At 65.2% G+C, this 26,750-nt stretch carries 25 protein-coding genes; 18 read left to right on the top strand and 7 right to left on the bottom strand.

What is annotated here, in order from left to right; all coding sequences use genetic code 11:
- Window positions 1–238: 238 nt before the first annotated feature.
- From ACFPK0_RS05795 to ACFPK0_RS05815, 5 genes are all read left to right on the top strand, one after another.
- Window positions 239–2,077, top strand: coding sequence for an ABC transporter ATP-binding protein (locus tag ACFPK0_RS05795; protein ID WP_377340277.1), 1,839 nt, complete (start codon window positions 239–241; stop codon window positions 2,075–2,077).
- Between the two features lie 82 nt (window positions 2,078–2,159).
- A complete protein-coding gene (locus ACFPK0_RS05800; RefSeq protein ID WP_056080478.1) occupies window positions 2,160–2,432 on the top strand; it encodes a hypothetical protein in 273 nt (90 codons plus the stop codon).
- 281 nt (window positions 2,433–2,713) lie between these two features.
- On the top strand, window positions 2,714–3,772 hold the full coding sequence (locus tag ACFPK0_RS05805) for a Gfo/Idh/MocA family oxidoreductase (protein WP_377339019.1): 1,059 nt from the start codon (window positions 2,714–2,716) through the stop codon (window positions 3,770–3,772).
- Between the two features lie 217 nt (window positions 3,773–3,989).
- Window positions 3,990–4,499, top strand: a complete 510-nt coding sequence (locus tag ACFPK0_RS05810) for a peptidylprolyl isomerase (RefSeq protein ID WP_377339021.1) — start codon at window positions 3,990–3,992, stop codon at window positions 4,497–4,499.
- Between the two features lie 170 nt (window positions 4,500–4,669).
- Window positions 4,670–5,656: a malate dehydrogenase gene (locus tag ACFPK0_RS05815; RefSeq protein WP_377339023.1), complete on the top strand. Its 987-nt coding sequence runs from the start codon at window positions 4,670–4,672 to the stop codon at window positions 5,654–5,656.
- Window positions 5,657–5,809: 153 nt separating this feature from the next.
- Here ACFPK0_RS05815 and ahpF read toward each other — a convergent pair whose 3' ends face one another.
- Entirely contained in the window at window positions 5,810–7,405 is a 1,596-nt protein-coding gene (gene ahpF / locus ACFPK0_RS05820; RefSeq protein ID WP_377339025.1) for an alkyl hydroperoxide reductase subunit F, read from the bottom strand.
- 188 nt (window positions 7,406–7,593) lie between these two features.
- Complete coding sequence (ahpC, locus tag ACFPK0_RS05825; protein WP_056080462.1) at window positions 7,594–8,157, bottom strand: alkyl hydroperoxide reductase subunit C; 564 nt, start codon at window positions 8,155–8,157, stop codon at window positions 7,594–7,596.
- Window positions 8,158–8,324: 167 nt separating this feature from the next.
- On the opposite strand from ahpC, the gene prpB reads away from it, so the two are divergent.
- From prpB to ACFPK0_RS05860, 7 genes are all read left to right on the top strand, one after another.
- Window positions 8,325–9,209, top strand: a complete 885-nt coding sequence (prpB, locus tag ACFPK0_RS05830; RefSeq protein WP_056080458.1) for a methylisocitrate lyase — start codon at window positions 8,325–8,327, stop codon at window positions 9,207–9,209.
- Between the two features lie 122 nt (window positions 9,210–9,331).
- The gene (prpC, locus tag ACFPK0_RS05835; protein ID WP_056080455.1) at window positions 9,332–10,477 is read left to right on the top strand and encodes a bifunctional 2-methylcitrate synthase/citrate synthase; all 1,146 of its coding nucleotides are present in this window, start codon (window positions 9,332–9,334) and stop codon (window positions 10,475–10,477) included.
- Window positions 10,478–10,983: 506 nt separating this feature from the next.
- A complete protein-coding gene (locus tag ACFPK0_RS05840) occupies window positions 10,984–11,889 on the top strand; it encodes a hypothetical protein (protein WP_377339028.1) in 906 nt (301 codons plus the stop codon).
- 103 nt (window positions 11,890–11,992) lie between these two features.
- Entirely contained in the window at window positions 11,993–12,382 is a 390-nt protein-coding gene (locus ACFPK0_RS05845; protein WP_377339030.1) for a hypothetical protein, read from the top strand.
- Window positions 12,379–13,071 (top strand): C39 family peptidase, encoded by a 693-nt coding sequence (locus tag ACFPK0_RS05850; protein WP_377339033.1) that lies wholly within the window; start codon window positions 12,379–12,381, stop codon window positions 13,069–13,071. Before ACFPK0_RS05845 ends, ACFPK0_RS05850 begins: the two co-directional genes overlap by 4 nt.
- A gap of 125 nt (window positions 13,072–13,196) precedes the next feature.
- A complete protein-coding gene (locus ACFPK0_RS05855; RefSeq protein WP_377339035.1) occupies window positions 13,197–13,616 on the top strand; it encodes a hypothetical protein in 420 nt (139 codons plus the stop codon).
- Window positions 13,617–13,672: 56 nt separating this feature from the next.
- Entirely contained in the window at window positions 13,673–15,013 is a 1,341-nt protein-coding gene (locus ACFPK0_RS05860; protein ID WP_056080444.1) for a PspA/IM30 family protein, read from the top strand.
- 286 nt (window positions 15,014–15,299) lie between these two features.
- Here the strand turns inward: ACFPK0_RS05860 and ACFPK0_RS05865 are convergent, their stop codons facing one another.
- The gene (locus ACFPK0_RS05865) at window positions 15,300–16,007 is read right to left on the bottom strand and encodes a TerC family protein (protein ID WP_056080442.1); all 708 of its coding nucleotides are present in this window, start codon (window positions 16,005–16,007) and stop codon (window positions 15,300–15,302) included.
- Window positions 16,008–16,273: 266 nt separating this feature from the next.
- Here ACFPK0_RS05865 and ACFPK0_RS05870 point away from each other — a divergent pair, with 266 nt between their 5' ends.
- The 3 genes from ACFPK0_RS05870 (at window position 16,274) to ACFPK0_RS05880 (ending at window position 19,924) form a co-directional block, all read left to right on the top strand.
- Window positions 16,274–17,725 carry a bifunctional 2-methylcitrate dehydratase/aconitate hydratase gene (locus ACFPK0_RS05870; protein ID WP_377339038.1) on the top strand — a complete coding sequence of 484 codons (1,452 nt, stop codon included), beginning with the start codon at window positions 16,274–16,276 and terminating at the stop codon, window positions 17,723–17,725.
- Window positions 17,726–17,909: 184 nt separating this feature from the next.
- Complete coding sequence (locus ACFPK0_RS05875; RefSeq protein WP_377339040.1) at window positions 17,910–19,028, top strand: OmpA family protein; 1,119 nt, start codon at window positions 17,910–17,912, stop codon at window positions 19,026–19,028.
- A 122-nt stretch (window positions 19,029–19,150) separates the two neighbouring features.
- Window positions 19,151–19,924 carry a pseudouridine synthase gene (locus ACFPK0_RS05880; protein ID WP_056604779.1) on the top strand — a complete coding sequence of 258 codons (774 nt, stop codon included), beginning with the start codon at window positions 19,151–19,153 and terminating at the stop codon, window positions 19,922–19,924.
- Between the two features lie 24 nt (window positions 19,925–19,948).
- Here the strand turns inward: ACFPK0_RS05880 and ACFPK0_RS05885 are convergent, their stop codons facing one another.
- Window positions 19,949–22,093: an EAL domain-containing protein gene (locus ACFPK0_RS05885; RefSeq protein ID WP_056080431.1), complete on the bottom strand. Its 2,145-nt coding sequence runs from the start codon at window positions 22,091–22,093 to the stop codon at window positions 19,949–19,951.
- Between the two features lie 299 nt (window positions 22,094–22,392).
- On the opposite strand from ACFPK0_RS05885, the gene ACFPK0_RS05890 reads away from it, so the two are divergent.
- Window positions 22,393–22,593: an oxidoreductase-like domain-containing protein gene (locus ACFPK0_RS05890; RefSeq protein ID WP_377339043.1), complete on the top strand. Its 201-nt coding sequence runs from the start codon at window positions 22,393–22,395 to the stop codon at window positions 22,591–22,593.
- Window positions 22,594–22,643: 50 nt separating this feature from the next.
- The gene (locus ACFPK0_RS05895; protein ID WP_082520137.1) at window positions 22,644–23,360 is read left to right on the top strand and encodes an ion channel; all 717 of its coding nucleotides are present in this window, start codon (window positions 22,644–22,646) and stop codon (window positions 23,358–23,360) included.
- A gap of 24 nt (window positions 23,361–23,384) precedes the next feature.
- Here ACFPK0_RS05895 and ACFPK0_RS05900 read toward each other — a convergent pair whose 3' ends face one another.
- The 3 genes from ACFPK0_RS05900 to ACFPK0_RS05910 all read right to left on the bottom strand — a co-directional run bounded on the left by ACFPK0_RS05900 (window position 23,385) and on the right by ACFPK0_RS05910 (window position 25,608).
- Window positions 23,385–24,371, bottom strand: coding sequence for an HDOD domain-containing protein (locus ACFPK0_RS05900; protein WP_377339045.1), 987 nt, complete (start codon window positions 24,369–24,371; stop codon window positions 23,385–23,387).
- A 234-nt stretch (window positions 24,372–24,605) separates the two neighbouring features.
- Entirely contained in the window at window positions 24,606–24,875 is a 270-nt protein-coding gene (locus ACFPK0_RS05905; RefSeq protein WP_377339048.1) for a hypothetical protein, read from the bottom strand.
- 10 nt (window positions 24,876–24,885) lie between these two features.
- Entirely contained in the window at window positions 24,886–25,608 is a 723-nt protein-coding gene (locus ACFPK0_RS05910; protein WP_377339050.1) for an rRNA pseudouridine synthase, read from the bottom strand.
- A 131-nt stretch (window positions 25,609–25,739) separates the two neighbouring features.
- Between ACFPK0_RS05910 and ACFPK0_RS05915 the strand changes: the two genes are divergently transcribed.
- Entirely contained in the window at window positions 25,740–26,726 is a 987-nt protein-coding gene (locus tag ACFPK0_RS05915) for an LLM class flavin-dependent oxidoreductase (protein WP_377339052.1), read from the top strand.
- Window positions 26,727–26,750: the final 24 nt, after the last annotated feature.

The raw sequence follows: 26,750 nt of genomic DNA on the forward strand, positions 1-26,750 counted from the left end.
GCCGCAGGCGGTCAATCGCGGCCGGCGCGTACGTGCCGGTTGCGGCGGCTGGCGTTCATGTTCGTGCCGATGGCCCGATCATGTGGGAGCGACTTCAGTCGCGATGCTCTTGGTCGGGAGTTTCAAAGCAAAAGCATCGCGACTGAAGTCGCTCCCACAGAAGTCGGTTCCACAGGCCCTTGCGAAACCCGGCGCGGACACGCAAGTTATCCCATCCCCCGCTCGTTGCCTCCCCATGATCTTCCGCTGGTTCGAATCCCTCATCGACGCATTCAAGGAACCGGTCGACGTGATGCCGCCGACGTCGGTGCGGCGCTTCTACCTGTTCTACCTGCGCCAGGCGTGGCCGGCATTCGCGGCGGCCATCGTGGTGGGTTTCGGCGTGGCCATCGTGGAGGTGGCGCTGTTCGGATTCATCGGGCGGTTGGTGGATCTGGCGCAGAGCGGGCCGGACGTCTTCTTCCGCACGCACGGCATGGAGCTGCTGGGCATGGCCTTCGTGGCCCTGGTGGCGCGGCCGCTGCTGAACAGTTCCCACGACCTGCTGGTGAACCAGGCCATCGTGCCCAGCCTCACCAACCGCATCCGCTGGCAGAATCATCGCTACGTGATCCGGCAAAGCCTGGCGTTCTTCCAGAACGATTTCGCCGGCCGCATCGCCAACCGCATCATGCAGACCGGCAGCGCGTTGCGCGCCTCGGCGGTGCAGATCGTCGATGCGATCTGGTACGTGGTGATCTACACCGGCAGCGCCATCGTGCTGTTTGCGCAGGCCGACCTGTGGCTGGCACTGCCGTTGTTCGCGTGGGTGTTTGCGTATGTCGGCCTGCTGACGTTCTTCATCCCGCGCATCAAGCAGCGCTCGTGGCTGGCCTCGGAGGCACGCTCGAAACTGATGGGCCGCATCGTCGACGGTTACAGCAACATCCTGACGCTGAAACTGTTCGCGCATACGCGGCGCGAGGAAGCCTATGTGGCCGACGCGATGGCCGAGCAAACGGACAAGCTGCGCCGGATGACCCGCGTCACCACCGCGATGGACGCCAGCATCACCGTGCTCAACGGTTTCTTGATCGTGGGCACCTCGGCGCTGGCGTTGTGGCTGTGGAGCGAGGGCCGGGTGACGGTGGGCGCGATCGCGCTGTCGACCGGGCTGGTGATCCGCATCAACAACATGTCCGGCTGGATCATGTGGGTCGTCAACGGCATCTTCGAGGACGTGGGCACCGTGCAGGACGGCATCACCACGATCTCGCAGCCGCGCACGGTGCAGGATCGCGAGGGCGCCATGCCGCTGGAAGTGGTCAACGGCGCGGTGCGTTTCGAGCACATCCATTTTCATTACGGCAAGCAGGGTGGCGTGATCGCGGGACTCGACCTGGCCGTGCGGGCCGGCGAGAAGATCGGTGTGGTCGGCCCCTCGGGCGCGGGCAAATCCACCCTGGTCAACGTGCTGCTGCGGCTGTACGACCTGGAATCCGGACGCATCCTGATCGACGGCCAGGACATCGCCCACGTCACCCAGGAAAGCCTGCGCTCGCAGATCGGCGTGGTGACGCAGGACACCTCGCTGCTGCACCGCTCGATCCGCGACAACATCCTGTATGGACGTCCAGACGCCAGTGATGCGCAGATCGCCGCCGCCGTACGCAAGGCGCGGGCGGACGAGTTCATCCCCACGCTCAGCGACGGCGAAGGCCGCCGCGGCTATGACGCGCTGGTCGGCGAGCGCGGCGTGAAACTCAGCGGTGGCCAGCGCCAGCGCATCGCCATCGCCCGCGTGCTGTTGAAGGACGCGCCGATCCTGGTACTGGACGAAGCCACCTCGGCGCTGGATTCCGAGGCGGAAGCCGCCATCCAGGACAGCCTCGACCTGCTGATGCAGGGCAAGACCGTGATCGCCATCGCCCACCGCCTGTCCACCATCGCCCGCATGGATCGGTTGGTGGTGTTGGACAAGGGCGTGATCGTGGAGAGCGGCACGCACGCCGAACTGATCGCACGCGATGGGCTGTATGCGCGGCTGTGGAAGCGGCAGACCGGCGGGTTCGTGGCGGCGGAGGATGCGCCGGGGTGAGGAACGAATCCGCGCGGCAGTCAGCCGTTGGCTCGAGTCATGCGACAATATCGGCCTTCGCCATCCCGCACCTTCGAGTTTCATGACTGTCCCCAACGATGCATTCCGGCGCTTCCAGGAGGAACTCGCCGCCATCGATCGCAAGGAGCACCTTCCCGCTGATGTCCCCGTCGCCGACCAGCGACTCGCCAACGCAAGGGCGGATTTTCTGTCCCTGCGCAAGCGCTATGGCCTGACCGTGGCCGACGTGGTGGCGTTCTTTCCCGAGGAGGAGGGCATCGCGTATCTGCAGCAGCTGATTGCCGCCAGCGAGGCCAAGCCGGTACGGCGTAGGAAGTCGCCGGCGGCGGATTGATTTGGGGTGTGCTGAAGAGCGGGTCCCCTTCCGCCTTCGGCACCTTCCTCCGCAAGCGGGGGAAGGAAGCGATCGGACTCCTCGAAACGGCCAGTTTCCTTCCCCCGTATAACGGGGGAAGGTGCCCGGCAGGGCGGATGGGGGCGCTCCTCAAAGCCGAACAAAAACCACATCAATGCGCCCGCACTTTGCGGCTGCAATACTCCTGAACGTCCAGCGTCCCTCAGCCGACGCACAACCCAACCGCATCTCCCCAAGCCAAACCATCACGGAGCTACCCCATGGCGGAAAACAAGCGCCCCATCGTCACCGGCCTGTGCGCGTTCGGCATGTCGGGCCGGATGTTCCAGGCGCCATTCCTGCATGCAATGGACGAGTTCTCGCTGCACGCCGTGGTGGAACGCCATGCCAAGCGCGTGGCGAATACCTATCCCGACATCCGCTCGTACGATTCGGTCGAGGCGATGCTGGCGGACCCGGCCATCGAGCTGGTCGTGGTGAACACGCCGAACGTGGACCATTTCGAGCACGTGCGGATGGCCCTGCTGGCGGGCAAGCATGTGGTGGTGGAGAAGCCTTTCTCGGTGACGTCCGCACAGGCCGCCGAGATGGTCGAACTGGCAGCACGGCAGGACCGCAAGCTGGTCGCATTCCAGAATCGCCGCTGGGACAGCGATTTCCTGGCCGTGCGGGAGGTTGTCGAAAAGGGACTGCTGGGGCAGCTGATCGAGGCGGAATTCCATTACGACCGCTACGAAAAAAACCTCAGCGCGAAGGCGCACAAGGAGGTCGATCAGCTGGGCACGGGCGTCATCTACGACCTTGGCCCGCATCTGATCGACCAGGCGATCTGCCTGTTCGGCAGGCCGGAGCGTGTTTTCGCGGTGCTGCGCACCCACCGGCCCGGCTCGGTGGTCAACGACTATTTCGACCTGACGCTGCTGTACGGCGCGTTTACCGTACGACTGAAGAGCAGCCTGCTGGCGCTGGAGCCGGTACCGGGATTCGTGGTGCATGGTACGGAGGGATCGTTCCTCAAATCCCGTGCCGACGTGCAGGCCGACATGCTGGATCAGGGCATCTCGCCCAATGTCGCCGACTGGGGACAAGAGCCCACGGCGGAGCATGGCGTACTGCACACCTGCGTCGATGGCCACGACGAGCGCCGCCGCTATCCCTCGCCGGCGGGCAGCTATCAGACGTTCTTCGCCGGGGTCTATCGCCATGTGCGAGAGGGTGCGCCCGCGCCGGTGGCGCTGGCCGATACCTTGCTGAACGTGCGCATCATCGAGGCCGCGCTGGAGAGCAGCCGGACCCGGGCCGTGGTCGCGCTCGGCTAGTTTTCGGCCGTGCCAGGGCTGCGGTCGCGTTGTTTTCACCCGCGTCATTGCATGCTGCGAGAGCTGTCGACGGAGGCACTGCTCCGCACGGGGCCTGGGTTATTCTTGGCAGCCCCGGTGGCACCGGCGGCCCGTTTCGACGCGCGGCGGTGCGATTTCAGGACTTCCCGCGTCCATGGCCATGGGCGCAAACCGTTTCCGACCTCAAGGACTATCGATGACCATCAATGTCACCTTCACCACCAACCGCGGCCCGATCCACCTGCGGCTGCACGACGACAAGGCGCCGGTCACCGTGGCCAGTTTCGTGAACCTGGCCAAGCGTGGTTACTACGACGGCCTGTCGTTCCACCGCGTGATCGCCGACTTCATGATCCAGGGCGGTTGCCCCGAAGGCAGCGGCCGCGGCGGCCCGGGCTACAAGTTCGAGGACGAGTTCAACCCGTCGCTGCGCCACGACAAGCCCGGCGTGCTGTCGATGGCCAACGCCGGCCCGCGCACCAATGGCAGCCAGTTTTTCATCACCCATGGCGCCACGCCGTGGCTGGACGGCAAGCACACCGTGTTCGGCGAAGTGCTGGGCGAGGATGACCAGAAAGTGGTCAACGCCGTGCAGCAGGGCGACGTGATCGAGAAGGTGGAAGTGTCCGGCGACGTCGACGCGCTGCTGGCGGCGCAGTCCGAGCGCGTGGCGGAATGGAACGCGGTGCTCGACCAGCGCGGCTGAGCATTCCCCACGCTGGAAAGGTGAAGGCCGCCACGTCTGTTGGCGGCCTTCTGCCGTCTGGACGGCCCAAATCGCGCCGGCAGACGGCCGCGTGATAAAATCGCGCCTTTGCTTCGGGCCTGAACCGCCTTCGCCACACGCTGCCCCTCTCACCCAAGGAGTCACCGCTCATGAAAGCCCCCGTTCGAGTTGCCATCACTGGCGCTGCCGGCCAGATCGGCTACGCGCTGCTTTTCCGCATCGCCGCTGGCGACATGCTGGGCAAGGACCAGCCGGTCATCCTGCACCTGCTGGAAATCACCCCGGCGCTGCCCGCGCTGCAGGGCGTGGTGATGGAACTGAACGACTGCGCGTTCCTCACGCTGGCCGGCGTCGTGGCCACCGATGATCTGAACGTGGCCTTCAAGGACGTCGATTACGCGCTGCTGGTCGGCGCGCGTCCGCGCGGCCCCGGCATGGAGCGCAAGGATCTGCTGGAAGCGAACGGCGCCATCTTCGGGCCGCAGGGCAAGGCCTTGAACGACCATGCCAAGCGCGACGTGAAGGTGCTGGTGGTGGGCAACCCGGCCAACACCAACGCGCTGATCGCGCAGCAGAACGCACCGGATCTGGATCCGAAGTGCTTCACCGCGATGGTGCGCCTGGACCACAACCGCGCGCTGAGCCTGCTGGCCGAGAAAACCGGCAAGCACAACACCGACGTCAAGCACATGACGATCTGGGGCAACCACAGCTCCACCCAGTTCCCCGACCTGTCGCACGTTACCGTCGACGGCAAGCCGGCGCTGGAGCTGGTCGACCAGTCCTGGTACGAAACCGATTTCATCCCCACCGTGCAGCAGCGTGGCGCGGCCATCATCAAGGCGCGCGGCGCCTCGTCCGCCGCCTCGGCGGCGTCGGCCGCGATCGACCATGTGCGCACTTGGGCGCTGGGCACGGCCGAGGGCGACTGGGTGTCGATGGGCATCCCGTCCGACGGTTCGTACGGCATCGAGCCGGGCGTGATCTACGGTTACCCGGTCACCGTGAAGGGCGGCAAGTACGAGATCGTGCAGGGCCTGGCCGTCAGCGATTTCGCCCGCGCCCGCATGGACGCCACCGCCAAGGAGCTGCGCGAGGAGCGTGCTGGCGTCGAGCATCTGTTTGCCAAGAAGTAAGCGGCGGATCCATGTGACACAAAAAAGCCGGCTTTCGCCGGCTTTTTTGTGTGTTGTTGTTGTGGGAGCGACTTCAGTCGCGATGCTCTTGCTTTGGAGTTTCAGAGCAGAAGCATCGCGACTGAAGTCGCTCCCACAGGTGTGTACCAAGCGTCACGCCGCTGCGACAGCTCTGGTTTCGGCTGCCGGTGCCGACGTGCGGATCAGGTGGTCGAACGCGCTCAACGCCGCGGTCGAACCCGCACCCATCGCGATCACGATCTGCTTGTACGGCACCGTAGTGGCGTCGCCGGCGGCGAACACGCCGGGCAGGGAGGTCTGGCCGCGTTCGTCGATCACGATCTCGCCGCGCGGGGACAGTTCCAGCGTGCCCTTCAGCCATTCGGTGTTCGGCAGCAGGCCGATCTGCACGAAGATGCCTTCCAGCTCCAGCGTGTGCATCTGCTCGTTGGTACGGTCCTTGTAAACCAGCGCGCTGACCTTCTGCCCGTCGCCCAATACTTCCGTGCTGAGTGCGCTGACGATGACGTCCACGTTGGGCAGGCTGCGCAGCTTGCGCTGCAGGACATCATCCGCACGCAGCTTGCTGTCGAACTCGATCAGCGTGACGTGGGCCACGATGCCGGCCAGGTCGATGGCCGCCTCGACGCCGGAGTTGCCGCCGCCGATTACCGCCACGCGCTTGCCCTTGTACAGCGGGCCGTCGCAGTGCGGGCAGTAGGCCACGCCCTTGTTGCGGTACTGGTCTTCACCGGGCACGCCCATCTGCCGCCAGCGCGCGCCGGTGGAGAGGATCACGGTCTTCGATTTCAGCGTGGCGCCGTTGGCCAGTTGCACTTCCACCAGGCCGCCGGTGGCGTCGCTGGCCGGCACCAGCTTCTCGGCGCGCTGCAGGTTCATCACGTCCACCTCGTATTCGTGCACGTGCTGTTCCAGCGCCGCCGCCATCTTCGGGCCTTCGGTGTAGGGCACCGAGATGAAGTTCTCGATGGCCATGGTGTCCAGCACCTGGCCGCCGAAACGCTCGGCTGCCACACCGGTGCGGATGCCCTTGCGCGCGGCATAGATCGCCGCCGCCGCGCCGGCCGGGCCGCCGCCGATGACGAGCACGTCGAACGCGTCCTTGGCCTTGATCTTCTCCGCTTCGCGGGCGCTGGAGCCGGTGTCGATCTTCGCCAGGATCTGCTCCAGGCTCATGCGGCCCTGGTCGAACACCTCGCCGTTGAGGAACACGGTGGGCACCGACATCACCTGGCGTGCCTCGACCTCGTCCTGGTACAGCGCGCCGTCGATGGCAATGTGCTGGATGTTCGGGTTCAGCACGCTCATCAGGTTCAGCGCCTGCACCACGTCGGGGCAGTTCTGGCAGGACAGCGAGAAATAGGTCTCGAACTTGTACTCGCCATCGAGATTGCGTACCTGCTCGATCACATCCGCCGCGGTCTTGGAGGGATGCCCGCCGACCTGCAGCAGGGCGAGCACGAGCGAGGTGAATTCATGGCCCATCGGAATGCCGGCGAAGCGCACGCCGATGTCCGTCCCGATGCGGTTGATCGCGAACGAGGGCTTGCGTGCTTCGCTGTCGTCGCGGCGCAGCGTGATCTTGTCGGACAGCGCGGCGATCTCCTGCAGCAGCTCGTCCAGCTCTGTGGATTTGGCGCTGTCGTCGAGCGCGGCAACCAGTTCGATCGGCTGCAACAGCTTTTCCAGATAGGCCTGCAACTGGGTTTTGAGGGTTTCGTCGAGCATGGCTACCACTCCAGTGATGGATGCGGAGAAAAATCGTGGGGGGAGGAAAGACGTTTGTGACAGCGGCCTGTACCGAGGGGAGGGTCGGCAGGCGGGGGAGCGTTGCCGGGCGCAAGCCGCTGACAGAAGCATCCAGAGTGAGGTGAAGCCGGGCGCTTTTCAGCGCCCGGTTTCGGTGGCGCGGTGAATCAGATCTTGCCGACCAGGTCCAGCGACGGCGCCAGGGTCTTTTCGCCTTCCTTCCACTTGGCCGGGCAGACCTCGTTCGGATGGGCGGCGACGTACTGCGCGGCCTTGACCTTGCGCAGCAGTTCCGCGGCGTCACGGCCGATGCCACCGGCGTTGATCTCGACAATCTGGATCTTGCCCGCGGGGTCGATCACGAAGGTGCCGCGATCGGCGATGCCGTCGGCTTCGATCAGCACGTCGAAGTTGCGCGAGATCGCGTGGGTCGGGTCGCCGATCATGGTGTAGTTGATCTTCTTCACCGCATCGGAGGTGTCGTGCCACGCCTTGTGGGCGAAATGGGTGTCGGTGGAGACGCTGTAGATTTCCACGCCCAGCTTCTGGAACTCGGCGTAGTTGTCGGCCAGGTCCTCGAGCTCGGTGGGGCAGACGAAGGTGAAGTCGGCGGGGTAGAAGAACACGACCGACCACTTGCCCTTCAGGTCGGCGTCGGTCACTTCGATGAACTTGCCGCTCTTCAGAGCCTGCGCCTTGAATGGTTTGATTTCGGTGTTGATCAGGGACATCGGGAGCATCCTCGTTGGTGAAGGTGAGTCCTAAGATACGACGTGGCGAGCGATCTATCTAATTGATTGTCGGCATCGCTTCGATTGGCTGTGACTATCGATATGTTGCCCTGCAGAACGGCCGCGCAGACGTGGTGGGCTAAAATCGCGGCTTTGACGGAGGCGCCATGACACAGACAGCTTCCCCCGGCGCGCGATTCCGCGCCGCCGTGGCGCAGGAGCAACCGTTGCAGGTTGTCGGCGCCATCACGGCCTATGCGGCGCGCATGGCCCAGCGCACCGGTTTCAAGGCCATTTACCTCTCCGGTGGCGGCGTGGCGGCCAATTCGCTGGGCGTGCCGGACCTGGGCATCAGCAGCATGGAAGACGTGCTGATCGACGCGCGGCGCATCGTCGATGCCACCGGCATGCCGCTGCTGGTCGACATCGACACCGGCTGGGGCGGTGCGTTCAACATCGCCCGCACCATCCGCAGTTTCACGCAGGCCGGCGTTGCCGCCGTGCACATGGAGGATCAGGTGGGCCAGAAGCGTTGCGGCCATCGTCCCGGCAAGGAAGTGGTGAGCAAGGAGGAGATGGTCGATCGGGTGAAGGCCGCGGTGGACGCGCGCACCGAGCCCGGCTTCGTGATCATGGCGCGTACCGATGCGGCGGCGGTGGAGGGCATCGACGCGGCGATCGACCGTGCTTGCGCCTATGTCGAGGCTGGCGCCGACATGATCTTCCCCGAGGCGATGAAGACGCTGGACGACTACCGCCGCTTCAAGGCCGCGGTGAAAGTGCCCATCCTGGCCAACCTCACCGAATTCGGCAGCACGCCGTTCTTCACCACCGACGAGCTGCGCGAGGCGAATGTCGATATCGCGCTGTATTGCTGCGGCGCCTATCGCGCCATGAACAAGGCCGCGCTGAACTTCTACGAAACCGTGCTTCGTGACGGCACCCAGAAAGCCGCGGTGCCAACGATGCAAACGCGCGAGGAGCTGTACGACTTCCTCGACTATCACGCGTACGAGGACAAGCTGGACGAGCTGTTTTCCCAGAAGAACTGACTCCCCCTGCAGGAGCGCAGCCTGTGCGCGAAAGCTCTTCACGGACGCATTTCGCGCACAGGGTGCGCTCCTGCAGGACACACGTTTCAAGGTTCGAATTCCCTGCATCACAGGAGATATCCATGAGCGAGCAAGCCCTGCCCAAGGCCAAGAAATCCGTCGCACTGTCCGGTGTGGCCGCCGGCAACACCGCGCTGTGCACGGTGGGCCGCAGCGGCAATGACCTGCATTACCGCGGCTACGACATCCACGACCTGGCGTCCAAGGGCAACTTCGAGGAAGTGGCATACCTGCTGGTACACGGCGTGCTGCCGAACTGGACCGAGCTCAACAATTACCGCCAGCGGCTGAAGCGCCTGCGCGGCCTGCCGGCACCGGTGAAGGCGGCGATGGAGCTGCTGCCGGCCTCCACCCATCCGATGGATGTGTTGCGCACGGGTTGCTCGGTGTTGGGCACGGTGCTGCCGGAAAAGGACGACCACAACGTCACCGGCGCGCGCGACATCGCCGATCGCCTGATGGCCAGCTTCGGCTCGATGCTTTTGTACTGGTACCACTTCAGCCACAACGGCAAGCGCATCGAGACGGAGACGGACGACGAATCCATCGCCGCCCATTTCCTGCACCTGCTGCACGGCAAGAAGCCCAGCGACCTGCACGCGCAGGCGCTGGACAAGTCGCTGGTGCTGTATGCCGAGCACGAGTTCAACGCGTCCACCTTCGCCGCGCGCGTCATCGCCGGCACCGGTTCGGACATCTATTCGGCGATCACCGGGGCGATCGGCGCGCTGCGCGGTCCCAAGCATGGCGGCGCCAACGAGGTGGCGATGGAGATCATCTCCCGCTACCGCAGCGCCGATGACGCGGAGGCCGACATCCGCGCCCGCGTGGAGCGCAAGGAGATCGTGATCGGCTTCGGCCACCCGGTGTACACGGTGTCCGATCCGCGCAACGAGATCATCAAGGAAATCTCGCGCCGGCTGTGCACCGAGGGCGGCAACCCCACCTTGTTTGATGTTTCCGAACGCATCGAGACGGTGATGGCCGAGATCAAGAAGATGTTCCCCAACCTCGACTGGTTCTCCGCCAGCGCCTACCGCATGATGGGCGTGCCCACCGCGATGTTCACGCCGCTGTTTGTGATCGCCCGCACCTCAGGCTGGAGCGCGCACGTGATCGAGCAACGCGAGGACGGCAAGATCATCCGCCCCAGCGCCAACTACACCGGCCCGGAAGACCGCAGCTATATCCCCATCGACAAGCGCTGACGCTGTATATGCAGGAGCGACTTCAGTCGCGATGCTCTTCCACACGCCTGATTGAGGCCCCGCGGCAGCGGCAACACCGCCTTGCCGCGATACACCTGTAACAACCTCGATACACCACTCATTGACGCCACGGCGGGCACACCGAGCCCGCCGTGGCGCCATCGGTGCGCCTAATTGCCGACGGGTGATGCGCAGCGGGTGTATCACCGGTGTTACACCGTTTCCGCAACGGAAGCGTTTCGTTCTCCTGGTTTTAACCGCAAATCAATGATTTCGTTGAAATTAATCTGATCCGTCTGATCGGCACCGTTTATGCAAATTCCGCACGCTGCGAACACGAGCCGGTTGTAGCCAGGATCAGCAAGTCTTGATGGTTGTCATGGAATCGCCGAACGCACTGTCGTTCCGGTGAGCGCCTGATCCGACCCCTCTGGCATCGCAGACAACGGCCCCGGCCCGCCGGGGTGATTCCAGAGCTTGATCAGGCTTTCAAACGGAGAACGACCATGCGCAAGACACTTATCGCTACTGCCATCTGCCTCGGTATCGGCCTCACCTTGCCCGCCATGGCGGACAAGACCCAGAACAACGGTGGTGGCTCCAACGCCCAGGACAACGCGGCCGTGCTGCAAAACGTGGCAAACAGCAGCGACTCCAGCAGCCACTCCAACTCCAGCACCCACGCCGATTCGCATGACATGACCAGCTCCAACAACGTCAACCGCGTCGCCGCCAACAGCGAACTGAGCGGCATGGTCTCGAACGTGGGTGTCACCGTGGGCAACGCCGCCAACAACATGGGCAATGCCGACGGCGGGCGCGGCGGTGCCGGCGGTGCCGGTTACGGAGCCAGGGGCAATGGCGGCGGTGCCGGCCATGGCGGCCGCGGTGGCGATGCGCAGGGTCATAGCGGCGCCGGTGGCTACGGATCGGCGAGCAGTGGCGGTGTCGCCGCGGGCAGCCTCGGCGCGGGCGGCAACAGCAGCGGCGCGGCTGGCGACAACAACAACGACAGCTCCGGCATGCTCTCCGGCGGCAACAGCGGCACCGCGACGGGTGGTGCGGACAGCTGGATGGCCGGTGCCGGTACCGGTGGTGCGGCCACCTCGGACAGCGGCGCGGCCACCGGCAGCGGCGGCGGCAGCGGTGCCAGCGGCAATACCGCCGGCAACGGTGGCGCGGGCGGCAACGGTGGTGCCGGCAACGGCGGCGATGGCATGGGTGCGGCCGGCGGTGCTGGTGGTGCCGGCGGCACGTCGTACGCGGACGCCGGCAGCTTCGACATGTCCAACCAGATGAACGGCACCGCCGTGGGTGCCGCGGGTATCGCGGTGATCGCCCAGAACAGCGGCGCTGCCGCGCTGGTGCAGCAAAGCGTGAATGTGCAGGCCAACCTCACCGTCGGCCCGTAACGGAAAGCCCGCCGTGGAGTAATGCTCCACGGCGTTTTCCCTGACCTGGCCAAGGCACGGTAATGCGCCGTGCCCTGGCGCCGAGTATTCACGGAGTGACGCCATGCGAAGCTGCCGATTTCTTCTGCCCACATTGCCGGGATGCCTGCTGGCACCCATGGCGATGGCGGCCCTCGCACAATCACCGGCCCCGGCGACTCCCTCGCCGGCAACTGCGGCTCACGTCGCCGTGCCGGTCAGCACCGACGGCTTTGGTCCCAGCGTCACCTCCGCCACCCTGGCCACGATGCGTGGCGGTACCGACGTCGTGGAAAACATGCACCTGCACGGCACCGTGGACAACAACAGCGCCGATCACGTCGCCAGCGGCTACAACACGATTTCCGGCGGCGCATTCACGGGTGCGGCGGGCGTGCCGATGGTGATCCAGAACAGCGGCAACAACGTGCTGATCCAGAACGCCACGATCATCAACGTGCAATTCCAGCCATGAAGCATGGCAACTGGTGCAAGGTGTTGCTGGCGGTATCGATGCTGCTGCTCGGCACGGCGTGGGCGGCCACGATGGAGGTGCCAGGCATCCAGGGCAACGGCTATACGTTCCACCTCACCAGCCTCAAGGAAGCGCGTTTCAAGAACACCATCCGCCAGCATTTCGACTTCAGCTGCGGCTCCGCGGCCACCGCCACCCTGCTGACGTATCAGTATGGCTACCCGGTGGACGAGCAATGGGTGTTCGAGCAGATGTACACCCATGGCGACCGCGCGAAGATCCGGCGCGAAGGTTTCTCCCTGCTGGACATCAAGCGCTTTCTGCACGCCAACGGTTTCGAGGCCGACGGGTTCCATGTGCCGCTGGACAAACTGCGCCAATCCAGCGTGCCGGCCATCGTGCTGCTGAACGAGAAGGGCTACCACCATTTCGTGGTGGTGAAGGGCCTGCGCAACGGTCGCGTGCTGGTGGGCGACCCTGCGCGCGGTACCCGGGCAATGGCGCGCAGCACGTTCGAGGCGGCATGGCAGAGCAAGCTGGTTTTCGTCATTCACAACCGCCGCACCCTGGCTGTGTTCAACAGCGCGGACGATTGGCGCACCGCGCCGCTGGCCTCGCTGGGCGACGGCATCGACCGGCGCGGGCTGGACCGGATCACCCTGCCCAAACGCGGTCCCAACGACCTCTGAGCGTGGAACGAACCATGACCAGGACCCGACATTCGCGGCATCTTCGTTCTTGCTCATTGGGTTTGGTTGCAGCGGCCACGCTCGGTGCGGCACCGCTGGCGACGGCGGCATGCGGGCCGCCTTGCGTGAATGCCTGGTCGCTTCCGGTCGGCAACGCGCAGCTCGACACCATGCGCGGTGGCTTCGACAACGGCAGCGGTTTGCTGGCGTCGTTCGGCATCGATCGCGTGGTTTATATCAACGGCAATCTGGCCACCCGCACGAGCGTGTCGATACCCGATATCGGCCACATGTCGCCCGCGCAGGCGCAGGCGCTGGCCGCGGTCGATGGCGTCCTCACGGTGGTGCAAGGCGGGCAGGGCAACACCGCGGCACTGGTGCCATCGGGCGCCGCCACGGCCACCATGATCCAGAACAGCCTCGACGGCCAGCACATCCAGAGCCTTACCACGATCGACGCGTCGGTGGATCACCTGGACCAGTTTCGCAGCGCGCGCCTGGGCGACACCTTGCAGGGCGCGTTGATCCAGTCGCTGGGGCATTGAGTGGCGACGCGGTGAGTGCGGCTTCGCACGTGCTTTTGGGCTCAAGAGGAAAGGGCATGGCAGGGAAATCGTCGCGAAGCAAATATGCCGCCGGTTGCGTCGGCTTGCTCTGTCTCGGGATGGCGCATGCCCAGCAACCGGCATCGTCCACCGCCGATGGGCTGCCCGCCGCCATCAGGCAGAATGTGATCCAGCAGGGTGAGCGGCTGGATGCCATGCGCAGCCAGCTGGCCGCCCAGATGGCGCAGATCGAACAGCTCAAGCGCGCGCTGGCGGCACAGGAGGCGGATTACCGCACATTGCGCCACGAGATGGGCATGGACGGCGGTGACAAGTCTGCGGGCACCGCAAATACGGCTGCCACATCCGGCGTGGCGACAACTGGAACGGCCGTCGCCGCGGCATCGCAACCGGTTGGCCGCGCGCCCGTGCGCGAACCGGGGCCGCCCGCGGTGGCGCCCATCTTCGAGCAGCCCGGGGTGCTAACGCCGCGCGGCAAATTCGTGATCGAGCCGTCGTACCAGTTCGGCTATTCCTCGGCCGACCGGGTCGACCTGATCGGCTACACGGTGATCCCCGCCGTGCTGATCGGCTTGATCGACGCTCGCCAGGTCAGGACCACTACGCAGACCGGCGCGCTGGCGCTGCGCTACGGGCTCACCAACCGGATGGAGCTGGAGCTGCGGGTGCCATACCTGCACAGCCATACCGACACGACCAGCCGCGAGATATTCACCGGCAGCGCGGAGGATCGCGTGTTCACCTCCAGCGGGCACGGCCTGGGCGACATCGAGGCGACCGCGCGCTATCAGATGAATGACGGTGGCGCCGACAAACCCTATTTCGTGGGCTGGCTGCGTTTCAAATCGCGCACCGGTCGCGATCCGTTCGATGTCACCACCGATTGCGTCAACCGCTGCATCCAGAACGTCACCGGCACCGGCATGCCGCTGCAACTGCCGACAGGCTCGGGTTTCTATTCATTGCAGCCGGGCGTGACCTGGCTGTATCCGTCCGACCCGGTGGTGTTTTTCGGCAACCTCAGTTACCTGCACAACTTTGCCCGCCATGGCGTCAGCCGCCGCGTGCTGGGTGGGGACAGGGAATCGCTGGGCACGATCGAGGTGGGTGACGTGGTGGATCTCAGCCTGGGCATGGGCTTTGCGCTGAACGACAAGGCGTCCATCAGCCTGGGCTACGACCAGAGTTTCGTGGGCCTGACCAGGCAGAACGGCAAGACGGTGGCGGGGTCGGCGAAGACGGTGCTGGGCACCTTGCTGGTCGGCGGTTCCTATCGCCTCAGCGACCGGCGCACGCTGAACGTGGCGCTTGGCGTCGGCATTACCCGCGACACGCCCGACGCCACCGTAACCGTGCGCCTGCCCACCACGTATTAAGGCAACGCTGACCAAGTATCACCGCCGTCACCCAACCTCTCTGTTCGCAGGCCACAGGGCCGTCGGCGAAGGCAGACTGGCCGTCTGTCGAGGCGGCGGACCGAAGGCATGCGAACAGAGAGGGTGGGCCTCAAGCTATTGAATTTGAAATGATGAGGTGATGACTGGAAGGCCCGCAGGCGACGCCGCGCGGCTTGACAAGACGGCCAGTCTTGCCAGCGCCACGCGCCACCACCTGCGGGCCTTCCAGTCATCATGACGGCGGCGATACTTGGTCAGCGTTGCCTTAACCGTGGGTGGCGACCTTCGATGCGGACGCGGATCGTGCCGCCCGCCGCCGTTGCGCCAGCCAGCCGCCCACGCAAACCGCGCCGACCAGCAGCACGTCCAGCGCGTATTGCGCCCAGCCGTGCGCGGCGAACCAGCCCGCCAGCCAGTGGTCGTGCCCGATCATGCGCGCGGCGGTGAACGCGATGGCGCCAGCACCCACGTACATGATGATCGGGAAGCGCTCGATCAGTTTCAGGATCAGGGTCGAACCCCATACCACCAGTGGCACGCTGATCAGCAGGCCGATGATCACCAGACCCAGGTGGCCGCGTGACGCACCGGCGATCGCCAGCACGTTGTCCAGCCCCATCAGCGCGTCGGCCACGATGATCGTGCGCAAGGCGCTCCAGAACGTGCGGCCTGCCTTGATCTCGTGGCTCTCATCACCGTCGTGGCGCAGCAGGTTCCAGGCGATCGGCAACAGCAACGCGCCGCCGACCAGCATCAGGCCTGGCAACTTCAGCAGGTAGACCACCACCGCGGTCAGGGCGAAACGTACGGCGACGGCGCCGAAGGTGCCCCAGAACACCGCTTTCTTCTGCAATTCCTTGGGCAGGCGGCTGGCGGCCATCGCGATGACGATGGCGTTGTCGCCCGCCAGCACGAGGTCGAGCAGCACGATGGCCAGCAGGCCGGAGAAGAAATCAGGGGTGAAAAAATCCATAGGACAATCCATGCGCGGCGGACAATGCAGCGGGTACGGACGCGCGCGGCCCGTAGCCACCGCAAAAGTCTCGTTCGCAACGTGGCTGCCGCGATGACCGGAGCGAAGCGTCGCTCGTGTTGACGATCACCGCACCGATGCGGGAAGCCGCGCCGGGAACTACTCCCTTTTGGGAGCGGCCATTGTCCCCATGTGCCCCCCGCGTGGCAAGCGGTCGACGGGTGCTCAGGCTAAAATGGTGGTTTCCGATTTAGCGAGAAGACCCCATGAGTGCGCCCGACGTCCGCTCCGCCATCCGTCCCGATCCCGATCAGCCGATGGTCGACATCGCCGACTACGTGATCGACTACCGCATCGACTCGACCGAGGCCTACGATACCGCCCGCTACGTCCTGCTCGATTCGCTGGGCACGGCGATGCTGGCGATGAAGTTTCCCGAATGCGTGAAGCACCTCGGCCCGCTGGTGCCCGGCGCCAGCTTGCCCGGCGGCGCACGCGTGCCCGGTACCAGCCACGAGCTGGACCCGGTGCAGGCGGCGTTCGCGATCGGCACGCAGATCCGCTGGCTGGATTTCAACGACACCTGGCTGGCAGCGGAGTGGGGCCATCCTTCCGACAACCTGGGCGCGATCCTGGCGGTGGCCGATTACCTCAGCCGCCAGGCGGTGCGTGAAGGCGGCCAGCCGCTGACCGTGCGCGACGTGCTGGGTTATGCCATCAAGGCGCACGAGATCCAGGGCGGCTACGCGCTGCTCAACAGCTTCAACCGGGTGGGGCAGGACCACGTGATCCTGGTGCGCCTGGCGTCCACCGCAGTGGCGACCGCGATGCTGGGCGGCAACAAGGAGCAGGTGGTCGCGGCGGTCTCGCACAGCTGGATCGACAACGGCGCGCTGCGTACCTACCGGCACGCGCCCAACACCGGCCCGCGCAAGAGCTGGGCCGCCGGCGATGCCTGCCGCCGCGCGGTAACCCACGCGATCAACGCGGTGCATCGCGGCGTGGTGGGTTATCCGTCGGCGTTGAGCGCGAAGACCTGGGGCTACTACGACGTGGCGTTCAACGGCAAGCCGTTCGAGTTCGAGCGCCCGTTCGGCAGCTACGTGATGGAAAACGTGCTACTGAAGATCAGTTACCCCGCCGAGTTCCACGCACAGACGGCGGTGGAGTGCGCCATGCAGTTGCACGCGCAGGTTGCCGGCCGGCTGGACGATATTGACCGGATCGTGATCGAAACCCAGGAGGCGGGCTGCCGCATCATCGACAAGACCGGCCCGCTGGCGAACTACGCCGATCGCGATCATTGCATCCAGTACATGGTGGCCGTGCCGCTGATCTTCGGGCGACTGGTGGCCAGCGACTACAGTGACGACGTGGCCGCCGATCCGCGGATCGATGCGCTGCGCAACAAGATGACGGTGAGCGAGAACCCGCAGTTCACCCGTGATTACTTCGACCCGGCCAAGCGCTACATCGGCAATGCCGTGCAGGTGTTCTTCAAGGATGGCAGCAGCACGGAGAAAGTCTCCGTCGATTTCCCGATCGGCCATCGCCGCCGCCGTGCCGAAGGCATCCCGGTGCTGCTGAGGAAGTTTGAATCCGCCCTGCGCGGGCATCTGCCCGAGCACCGGGTGAATGCCATCCTGGCGGCAACCGGTGACGCGGCCGCCCTGGATAAAATGCCGATTCAGGACTTCCTCGGTCTATTCACACTGTAAAGACGACATAAGCGGAAAATGAACGAGCCGTCGCGGAAGCGGTCGGGTATGTTTATTTTTTGCTAAAGTTCGCGTCGAACGTGGCACGGCGAATCGGTGAAAGAGCCGTTGTCATTGGCCATTCGTTCGATCCCCGTATTTATGTTGTCAAGCGGACGAAAAATCCCACACAAGGAGACACCCGATGAAACGTAAGGGCTTGTATTTTCTGATTGCGCTGGCTTTGGGCGGCGTTGGCGCCGTACACGCGCAGGACACCACGGGCGCCGTTGATACCGCCTCTTCGTCCACCGCGGCGGCCGACTATGATGGTCGCTGGTACATTGCCCCGACCGTTGGTGGCTATTACAACGACACCGACCGCAATACCAACAGCCGCCAGGTTTATTACGGTCTGGGTGTCGGCCGCTTCATCTCGCCGAATGCGTCCATCGACATTTTCATTGACCGCACCAAGCGCGACGTCGATGGCGGCGGCAGCTGGGCCAACAACACGGTCGGCGCAGCCGTTCGCTTCTACGCTGGCGCCTGGGATTCATGGCGTCCGTACGTGCTGGCCGGCGTCATGGGCAGCCACCACCAGAACGCGGGCGACAAGGGCTGGTCGCCGGCTGCCGAACTGGGCGGCGGTTTGTCCAAGACCATCACCGACAGCTCCGATGTCCGCATCGAAGCCGGCTACCGCTACGACTGGGATGACAAGTCCCAGCCGGCCGAAGACGGCTATGGCGACTGGTTCCTGGGCTTCAGCATCGTTTCGCGCTTTGGCGAACCGGCCGCGGCTCCGGCCCCGGTTGAAGCACCGGCCCCGGTGGCTGACTGCTCCACCATGGACAGCGACAACGACGGCGTGAACGACTGCGAAGACAAGTGCCCGGCGACCACGGCCGGCACCATCGTCGGCCCCGACGGTTGCGCGCAGAAGGTCGTCATCGACCTGCGTGGCGTGAACTTCAAGTTCGATCGCCCGAAGAAGAACGAGACCGATATCTCCGGCGCGCTGGCTGAGCCGAGCTCCGATTCGATCGCCGTTCTGAACCAGGCCGTCGACACCCTGCAGCGTTACCCGCAGGTGCACGTCACCGTCGCCGGCTACACCGACTCGGTGGGTACGGATGCCTACAACCAGAGCCTGTCGGAGCGTCGCGCCTCGATCGTCTACAACTACCTGACCAGCCATGGCATCGATGCCAGCCGTCTGGAAGGCCCGATCGGCCACGGCGAAACCAACCCGATCGGTGACAACGAGACCGATGCCGGCCGCGCGCAGAACCGTCGCACGGAACTGCAGGTTCAGCAGTAATCGAACCGCGGCAGTAGACCGGGCTCCATTCGGAGTCCGGTGAATGAAAAAACCCGGCTTCGGCCGGGTTTTTTTTGCCTTCACGGTCGGCGTTTGCGGCGTGTATTCGTTACGCTATCGCGATGCGTTCCCCCATTTCCGGCAACACCCGCACCAGCGTAAAGGCTGCCACTCCACGTCACGGCCTTGCGCGGGTATTGTCGAAGGCCGGCGTTTGTTCGCGCAGCCAGGCGGAACAATGGATTCGCGACGGTCGGGTCAGCGTGGCCGGGCGCGTGGTCAGCGATCCGCACTTTCCCATCCGGCCGGACGGCCCGCCGATCACGGTCGACGGCAAGCCGCTGGCATCGGCGGAAAAAGTCCATGTGATGTTCAACAAGCCGCGCGGCCTGGTGGTGAGCGCGTCCGACGAGCACGGCCGCGACACGGTCTACACGGCACTGGCCGCCGCCGGCTTGCCCTGGCTGGGCCCGGTGGGGCGCCTGGACAAGGCCAGCGAGGGATTGCTGTTGCTGAGCAATGACACGACGTGGGCGGCCGGCATTACGGATCCGGTCACCCATCTCGACAAGACGTATCACGTGCAGGTGGCGGGCCAGCCGGATGCGGCTGCCCTGGCCGCCATGCATGCCGGGATCGCGGACGGCGATGAGTGGCTGAAAGTGCGTCACGCCAGCGTGCTGCGGCAGGGTGAAAAGAACGCCTGGCTGGAGGTGATGCTGGATGAGGGCCGCAATCGCCACATACGCCGTCTGCTGGCGGCGCTGGGGTTTGACGTGCTGCGGCTGATCCGCGTGGCGATCGGCTCGCTGCCGTTGGGCGATCTGCCGAAGAACCAGTGGCGTCGCCTGAGCGACACCGAAGTGGCGATGTTGGACCGGCGGCGTGCGAAGTAAACGGGCAGGCGCGCGTCCGGGCTTCTAGGTGATCGTGCTTTTTTCGCTGGCGGTGGTTTTGCGCGCGGCCAGCCAGCGCAGGTAGTCCGCTTCGGGGAGTGGACGGCAGATCAGGTAACCCTGCAGCGTGTCGCAACCCATGGCGCCCAGCCGCGCGCGTTGTTGTTCCGTTTCCACGCCTTCGGCGATGGTGGCCATGCCCAGGCGGCGGCCGATGTCCACGATGAATCCCGCCAACGGGTCGGGAACCGATGGCTGCAACGCGCTGACGAAGGAGCGGTCGATCTTCAATTCATCCAACGGCAATTGCTGCAGATAGGCCAGCGATGAATAGCCGGTGCCGAAATCGTCCATCGCCAGCCGGAAGCCGATGTTCGAGAGTGCATGCAGGGTGGCCAGCGCCGCCTCGAAATCGTTCAGCAGCGCGCTTTCCGTAAGCTCCAGCGTCAGCCACTCCGGGTCGATGCCGGCAGTTACCACGATGGCCTGGATGTGTTCGACGAACTGGGGGTGGGCAATCTGCCAGGGGCTGACGTTCACGGCCAGGCGGCCGCCGAAATCCACGCCCTGGCTGCGCCAGGTCTGGATATGCGCGCAGGCGCGCGTGATCACCCAACTGCCAAGCGCGTGGATCAGGCCGGTTTCCTCGGCCACCGGAATGAAGACGTCTGGCGGTACGTCGCCCAGTTCCGGGTGGCGCCAGCGCAGCAGCGCTTCGGCGCCCATCAGTTTGCCGCTCATGCTCACTTGCGGCTGGAAATGCAGCGACAGCTCGTTGCGCTCCAGCGCGGTGCGCAGGCCGCGCTCCAGTTCCAGGCGGTTGTCCGCATCCCGTTGCATATGCGGCAGAAACAGTCGCGCGCCGTTGCGCCCTGCAGCCTTGGCGCGGTACAGCGCGATGTCGGCGCAGCGCACGATGTCGGCTGCTTCGGCATCGCCGTTGGGAAAAACCGCGACGCCGATGCTGGCACCGATGGCCAGGATGCGGCTGTCGATCGGCAGCGGAACGGAAAGCCGTTCCACCATGCTTTCGGCCACGTCCATGGCGAGTGCGGCGGTGGCGTCCGCATCCATGGCTTCGTGCGATCCGGCATCCAGCAGCACCAGGAACTCGTCGCCCCCGAGCCTGGCCACGGTGGATTCGCCGGGCGCTACCGCAAGCAGGCAATCGGCAATGGCCTCCAGCACGCGGTCGCCGACGTGGTGGCCCAGCGAGTCGTTGATGGTCTTGAAGTTGTCCAGGTCGATCATCAGCACGGCGCCATGCCGGCCGGACTGGTTGGCGTCGGCGAGCATTTCGGCCAGTGAATGCAGCGCGCGCGAACGATTGGGCAAGCCCGTCAATGGATCGTGGTAGGCGATGTGGCGCAGATCCAGCTCGGCTTCGCGCCGCGTCTCCGCTTCGGCGCGCAGTTCAAGCGTGGTCTGTTCCAACTGCAGCGTGCGGGCGCGCAACTGGCTGGCCAGCGAAACGCCCATCAGCAACACAAACGGCAGGAACGCGAAGGCGTCCAGATAGGGGTAGGGCTGGTCGAAAATATCGATCACGATATCGCCCCAGAGCATGGCGGTGAATTGCACCAGCAGGCAAATGCCCAACAGCAGCCCGGGCCGCGCCTGGCCACCGCGGTAAAACCGCCACGAACGCAGCAGCGCCCAGAGGAAAACCACGTAGGTCAGGATGTGGAAGGCGTGGCTGGCGACGGATGGCTGCACCTTCAGCGTGAACAGGGATTCCCCCCATGGAAGCACCATCGGAGCACCGGCGCTGAGACTGGCATGCAGTCCGTAAGGTGCTCGCAGGTCGAACCAGAAGAAGCCTGTCGCGACCATCAGGATCACGCCGAAGGTGAAGCGACTTACGGGTTTTCGGGTGTAGGTGCTGACAAAAACGATGAAGGCCGGGAACGAGAAAATCGATGAGGCGTACATGAGCCGCAGCGCGAGCGTGGCTTGCGCCAGCGTCGTGGCGCAGTCCAGCAGCACGTTGGAGAGGGCGAGGGCGGCGATGCAGATGCACAACACCGCATACGCCTGGTACATCAGTTCACGCTGATGACGCAGGCCGATAACCAGAAACTGCATGCCCGACGACAGCGCCACGGCTGCCGTTGCCAGCAAGGCGGCCGTGAAATAGCCGAAGCTCGGTTGGCTTGCAATTTCATGCATGCGCGGTTTTCCCCTGGCGTGCGCCTGCTCGGGTCTACGGCGCGCAACGCACGGAGAACGATAGCCTATTGCAGCACCGGTGCCCACTGAGGTGCGGCCGGAGATGAACAGTTGCCGCTGCGACGGAGCGACGCATGGGCCGAAATGCTTATGGACGTCTCTTTTCTTTCATCCCGCCTGTCAGCGCTGGATCGGACAGCCGGCGGCCTTTTGCCCCAGGGCGCTTCAAGCGCCATCGATAGTGCTGGTGAAACGCGCGAATATGCGAGCATCAAACGTTCCATCGATGGGCTGAAACCATGACGCACGATCCGGCATGCCCGAGCGATCCACCCCCGATTCCGCCCGTTGCGCCGGACCCGGGCGATTGCTGTGGCGAAGGCTGCGTCCGCTGTGTCCATGACGTATACGAGGCGTCGCTCGAACGCTACCGTATGTTGCTGGAGGCGTGGCAGGCGCGGCATCCCGACGATGGGGATGGTCGTGGCCCATCGTGTTGAATATCGGCAACGCCGTCTTCGAAACGGCCTTTGGAGCAAAAGGGTGACGCATGCGAACGAGTGACGGCGATACCGTGTGGAGCATGCGTCGTTTGCGGTGGCTCGCCATCCTCATCCGTCATCCGTCCGCGGCACTGCTGCTGGTGCAGCTGGCCGGGTTGCTGCTGTATCCGTTCATCGAGCAGACGCGTGCGGCACGCGCGCTGTTCGGCGCCTTCGGCGTGGTGGTGTTGATACTGGCCATTTCGATGGTGCAGCGGACCCGCGGCCGGGGCTGGATCAGCGTGGCCATCGCCGTGCCCGCGGTCGTGTGCAACGCGATGGGTTTGATGCTGGACATGCCGGCACTGAAACCGTGGTGGGCCGCGCTGGAGGCACTGTTCTACTTCTATGCGGCCGGTTGCCTGATCGCCTACATGCTGGCCGATCGCCGCGCCACCACCGACGAGATGTTCGCCGCCGGCGCCACTTTCACCCTGCTTGTATGGGGCTTCACCTACCTGTTCGTGCTCTGCCAGGTATTGCAGCCGGGCTGCTTTGCCGCCGCGGTCAATCCGGCCGCTCCGCGCAGCTGGACCGAACTGCTGTTTCTGAGCTTTGCCCTGATGTCGAGCACCGGCATCGGTGACGTCATACCCATCACCGTGCATGCGCGCGCATTGGCCTGCCTGGAGATGTTCGTGGGCGTGATGTATATCGCGTTGGTGGTATCGCGACTGATCGGACTGAGCGTCAGCCGGGAGGACGAGCGCGAACTCCACCGCTGACGGTCACGCCGAATGACGCGGCTCTCAGATCGACTTCTCGGCCGCGGGGAAATGGCGGCGCAGATCCTGCTGGCAACGCGCCAGCAGCGCCGGCGCAAAGGCATCGGGCCAGCTGTGGCTGAGGTCCACGTCGCGATCCAGTCGCTCGTGTTCACCCAGCAGTTGCGCCATCGCCAGGCCATCGGCGGTGGCCAGCGTCTTGCCCAGCGGCGAACTGGTGGCGACTGACTTGCCAGGCTGGCGATCGGCCATCGCCTCGACCACGCGCGGCGGCAGCTCCCAGTGTTGCGCTGCCTGCAGCGACAGCCGCGCCGCCAGTGCGCTGCAGCTGGCAATGAGCTCCGCCGAGGGTGATGTGAGGGCGGAATCCTGCGCCAGCTGGTCGAGCAGGCGCACCACCGCGCCGGTACCGGTGTGGCAGATGGTGCCGACCAGGTAGGCTTCGAACGTATCGCCGCCGTTGTGCCGGGCCAGCCATGCGCACGCGTGCGAGCAGCGCTCGGCGTGGTCCCACAGGCGCTCGCCGGCAGCCTGGCCGAAACTGCCGGCATTGGCCTGCAGGATGGGCTTCATCACGTATTGCGTAAGCACCCGGCGCAAGCCGTCCTGGCCCAGCAGGACCACTGCCTGCTGCAGGCTGCTGATCGGCTGGGCGGAGCGGTAATACGAGCTGCTGGTGACCCGCATGACCTCGCCCACCATCAGCGGATCGCGGCCCACGAGTTTGGCGAGCTGGCCACCGGCCGCGTTGTCGTTTTTCAGCGTGCGCAGCAGTTGCGGCAGCACGCTGGGCAGGCGCGGCAGGCTGCGCATGTCGAAGCGCGTGCTGAGCAGGTCCAGGCGTTTGAGCATGGCCTGCTCGGCAGTACTGGGTTCTCCCGCCTCGCTGGGCGGCAGATCGAGTACGAAGCGGTGAAAGCGGTCTTCGATTTCAGTCAGCGGGAAGTCCGGCTCCACCACCACGTCATCGTCGGGAATCCGCGCGGACGCCCGCACGGGTCCGGTCGCCATGGGTCGCATGCGACCCGCAACCGGCTTCTGGCTGCGAAACAAACGCTGCCAAAGATTCCCCATGCAAACGTCCCTTTTCGAGAAAACGCAAGCGTCCCACAACTTGCGGAGATAACGGCAGGGCGACGGAAAAATTGAGCAATCCGATCGTCCGCTGCGGTGCCTGGTGCAGCCGGCCGTGGTGAGCCGGCTGCCTGCGATGGTGCGGGTTCGCTGCCCGGATTTCAGCCCTGGTTACTGGCTTTTCTTCTTTTCCTGCTTGGCCGCCCTTTTTTCCTTCATGGTCTTGGCCGGCTTTTTCTTCTCGGTTTTCTTTGAATCCATGCCCTTGCTCATGTCGAACTCCGCACTGTGGAAGGTTGGACGGGAGCGGCAGCGCCGATCCGGGCGCCGGCAGAAACTTCGAGCGCGGCGCGATCGGAGTTTAGGGGTGGGCGCAGTGGAAGCCAAGCCGGTGGCGCTTGGCGTTTTCGAAGCGGTCGTGGCGATGATGCCGATCGCCATCGCGCCGCTGTCAGATGCGCTCGTGCGGCGCCAGGTAACGCCATTGCCCGGGCGACAGGCGGCTCAGTGAAATACGGCCCACGCGCAACCGTTTCATCGCCACCACCTGCAGGCCCACCGCGTTGCACATCGGTTCGATCTGGCTCGGTTGCAGGCCCTTGAACGCGAAACGCAGGCGGTGCTCGCTTTGCCAGCTGACCTTGATCGGCGGCATCGCGTAGTTGTTGAAGCGCAGGCCATGGTTGAGCAGCGCCAGGCCGTTCTCGATCAGCTCGCCATCCACATCGACCACGAACTCCTGCTCGATCCGGCTGGCGTCCTCGGTGAGCTTGCGCGCCACGCGCCAGTCCTGGGTGAAAAACAGCAGGCCGCTGGCCTTGGTCGGCAACGACAGGGGCGCCGTGAGGCGGGACATGTGCCGCTTCAGTGGCCGCACGCCGGAAGCGTCGTCGGCGCTGCGCGTTGCCGGCGTGACCAGTGTGGCGGCGCTGTCCGGTCCCGGCCCGGCGTCGATGCCGGCCGGTTTGTTGAGCACCAGCGTGACCGCTTCCAGCGGCGCCAGCCGGGCGGCGGGGTCGATGGCCACGGTTTGCGCGTCCACCATGAACTGCGGCTCTTCCACCACCACGCCGTCCACCCGCACCCAGCCGCCTTCGATGAATTGCTCCGCCTCGCGGCGCGAGCAACCCGCCAGGGCGACGACCCGTTTGGCAAGGCGGACAGGTTCGGTCATGGGAAGGGCCAGCGCAGGGGAATCCACCATTGTAGGCATCCGTGGGCAACCGCACGAAAATAAACCGCCGCGGTGGCATTCCCGGTGCGCGCCCCCAGATTGGAAACCTCCACCATGGCGGACGTCCCCACATGATCCCTTTCTCGATACTCGACCTGGCGCCGGTTACCGAAGGCAGCGATGCCGCGCAGGCGTTCCGCAACACGCTGGATCTGGCGCAGCTGGCCGAGCGACTCGGCTACCACCGCTACTGGCTGGCCGAGCACCACAACATGCCCGGTATCGCCAGTGCGGCCACGGCGGTGTTGATCGGACACGTGGCCGGCGGCACCTCGACCATCCGCGTGGGCGCCGGCGGCATCATGCTGCCGAACCATGCACCGCTGCAGGTGGCCGAGCAGTTCGGCACGCTGGCGTCGCTGTATCCGGGCCGCATCGACCTGGGGCTGGGCCGCGCGCCGGGCACCGACCAGCCCACCGCGAAAGCCTTGCGCCGCTATTTCGACAGTGCCGACGCGTTTCCGCAGGACGTGATGGAACTGCTCGGCTATTTCGAACCCGCTACGCCCGGCCAGCCGGTGCGCGCGGTGCCTGGCGCCGGCATCGACGTGCCGGTGTGGCTGCTGGGTTCCAGCCTGTTCAGCGCCAAGTTGTCGGCGGCGTTGGGCCTGCCGTTCGCGTTCGCCTCGCATTTCGCGCCCGATGCGATGGACGAGGCGCTGGCGCTGTACCGTCGCGATTTCCGGCCGTCGGCGCGGCTGCAACAGCCGTACGCCATGCTGGGTCTGAACGTGGTGGCGGCCGACAGCGATGCCGAGGCGCGGCGGCTGTTCACCACCCAGCAACAAAGTTTCATCAATCTGCGTCGCGGCCGGCCGGGGCTGATCCCGCCGCCGATCGACGACATCGAGACCTACTGGTCGCCGGTGGAGAAGATCGGCGTGGAGCGCGCGCTGGCCTGCGCTGTGGTGGGCGACGAGGCGACCGTGCGGCAAGGCATCGACGCATTCATCGAGCGGCATCGGCCGGACGAGGTGCTGATCACCGCGAACGTGTTCGACCACGCCGCCCGCCGGCGCTCATTCGAGATCGCCGCCGTGTGCGCGTCGAACAAATAGCAACATCCGATCGGCCATAATCGC

This window comes from Rhodanobacter ginsenosidimutans, from assembly GCF_042655685.1.
Classification (GTDB): domain Bacteria; phylum Pseudomonadota; class Gammaproteobacteria; order Xanthomonadales; family Rhodanobacteraceae; genus Rhodanobacter; species Rhodanobacter ginsenosidimutans.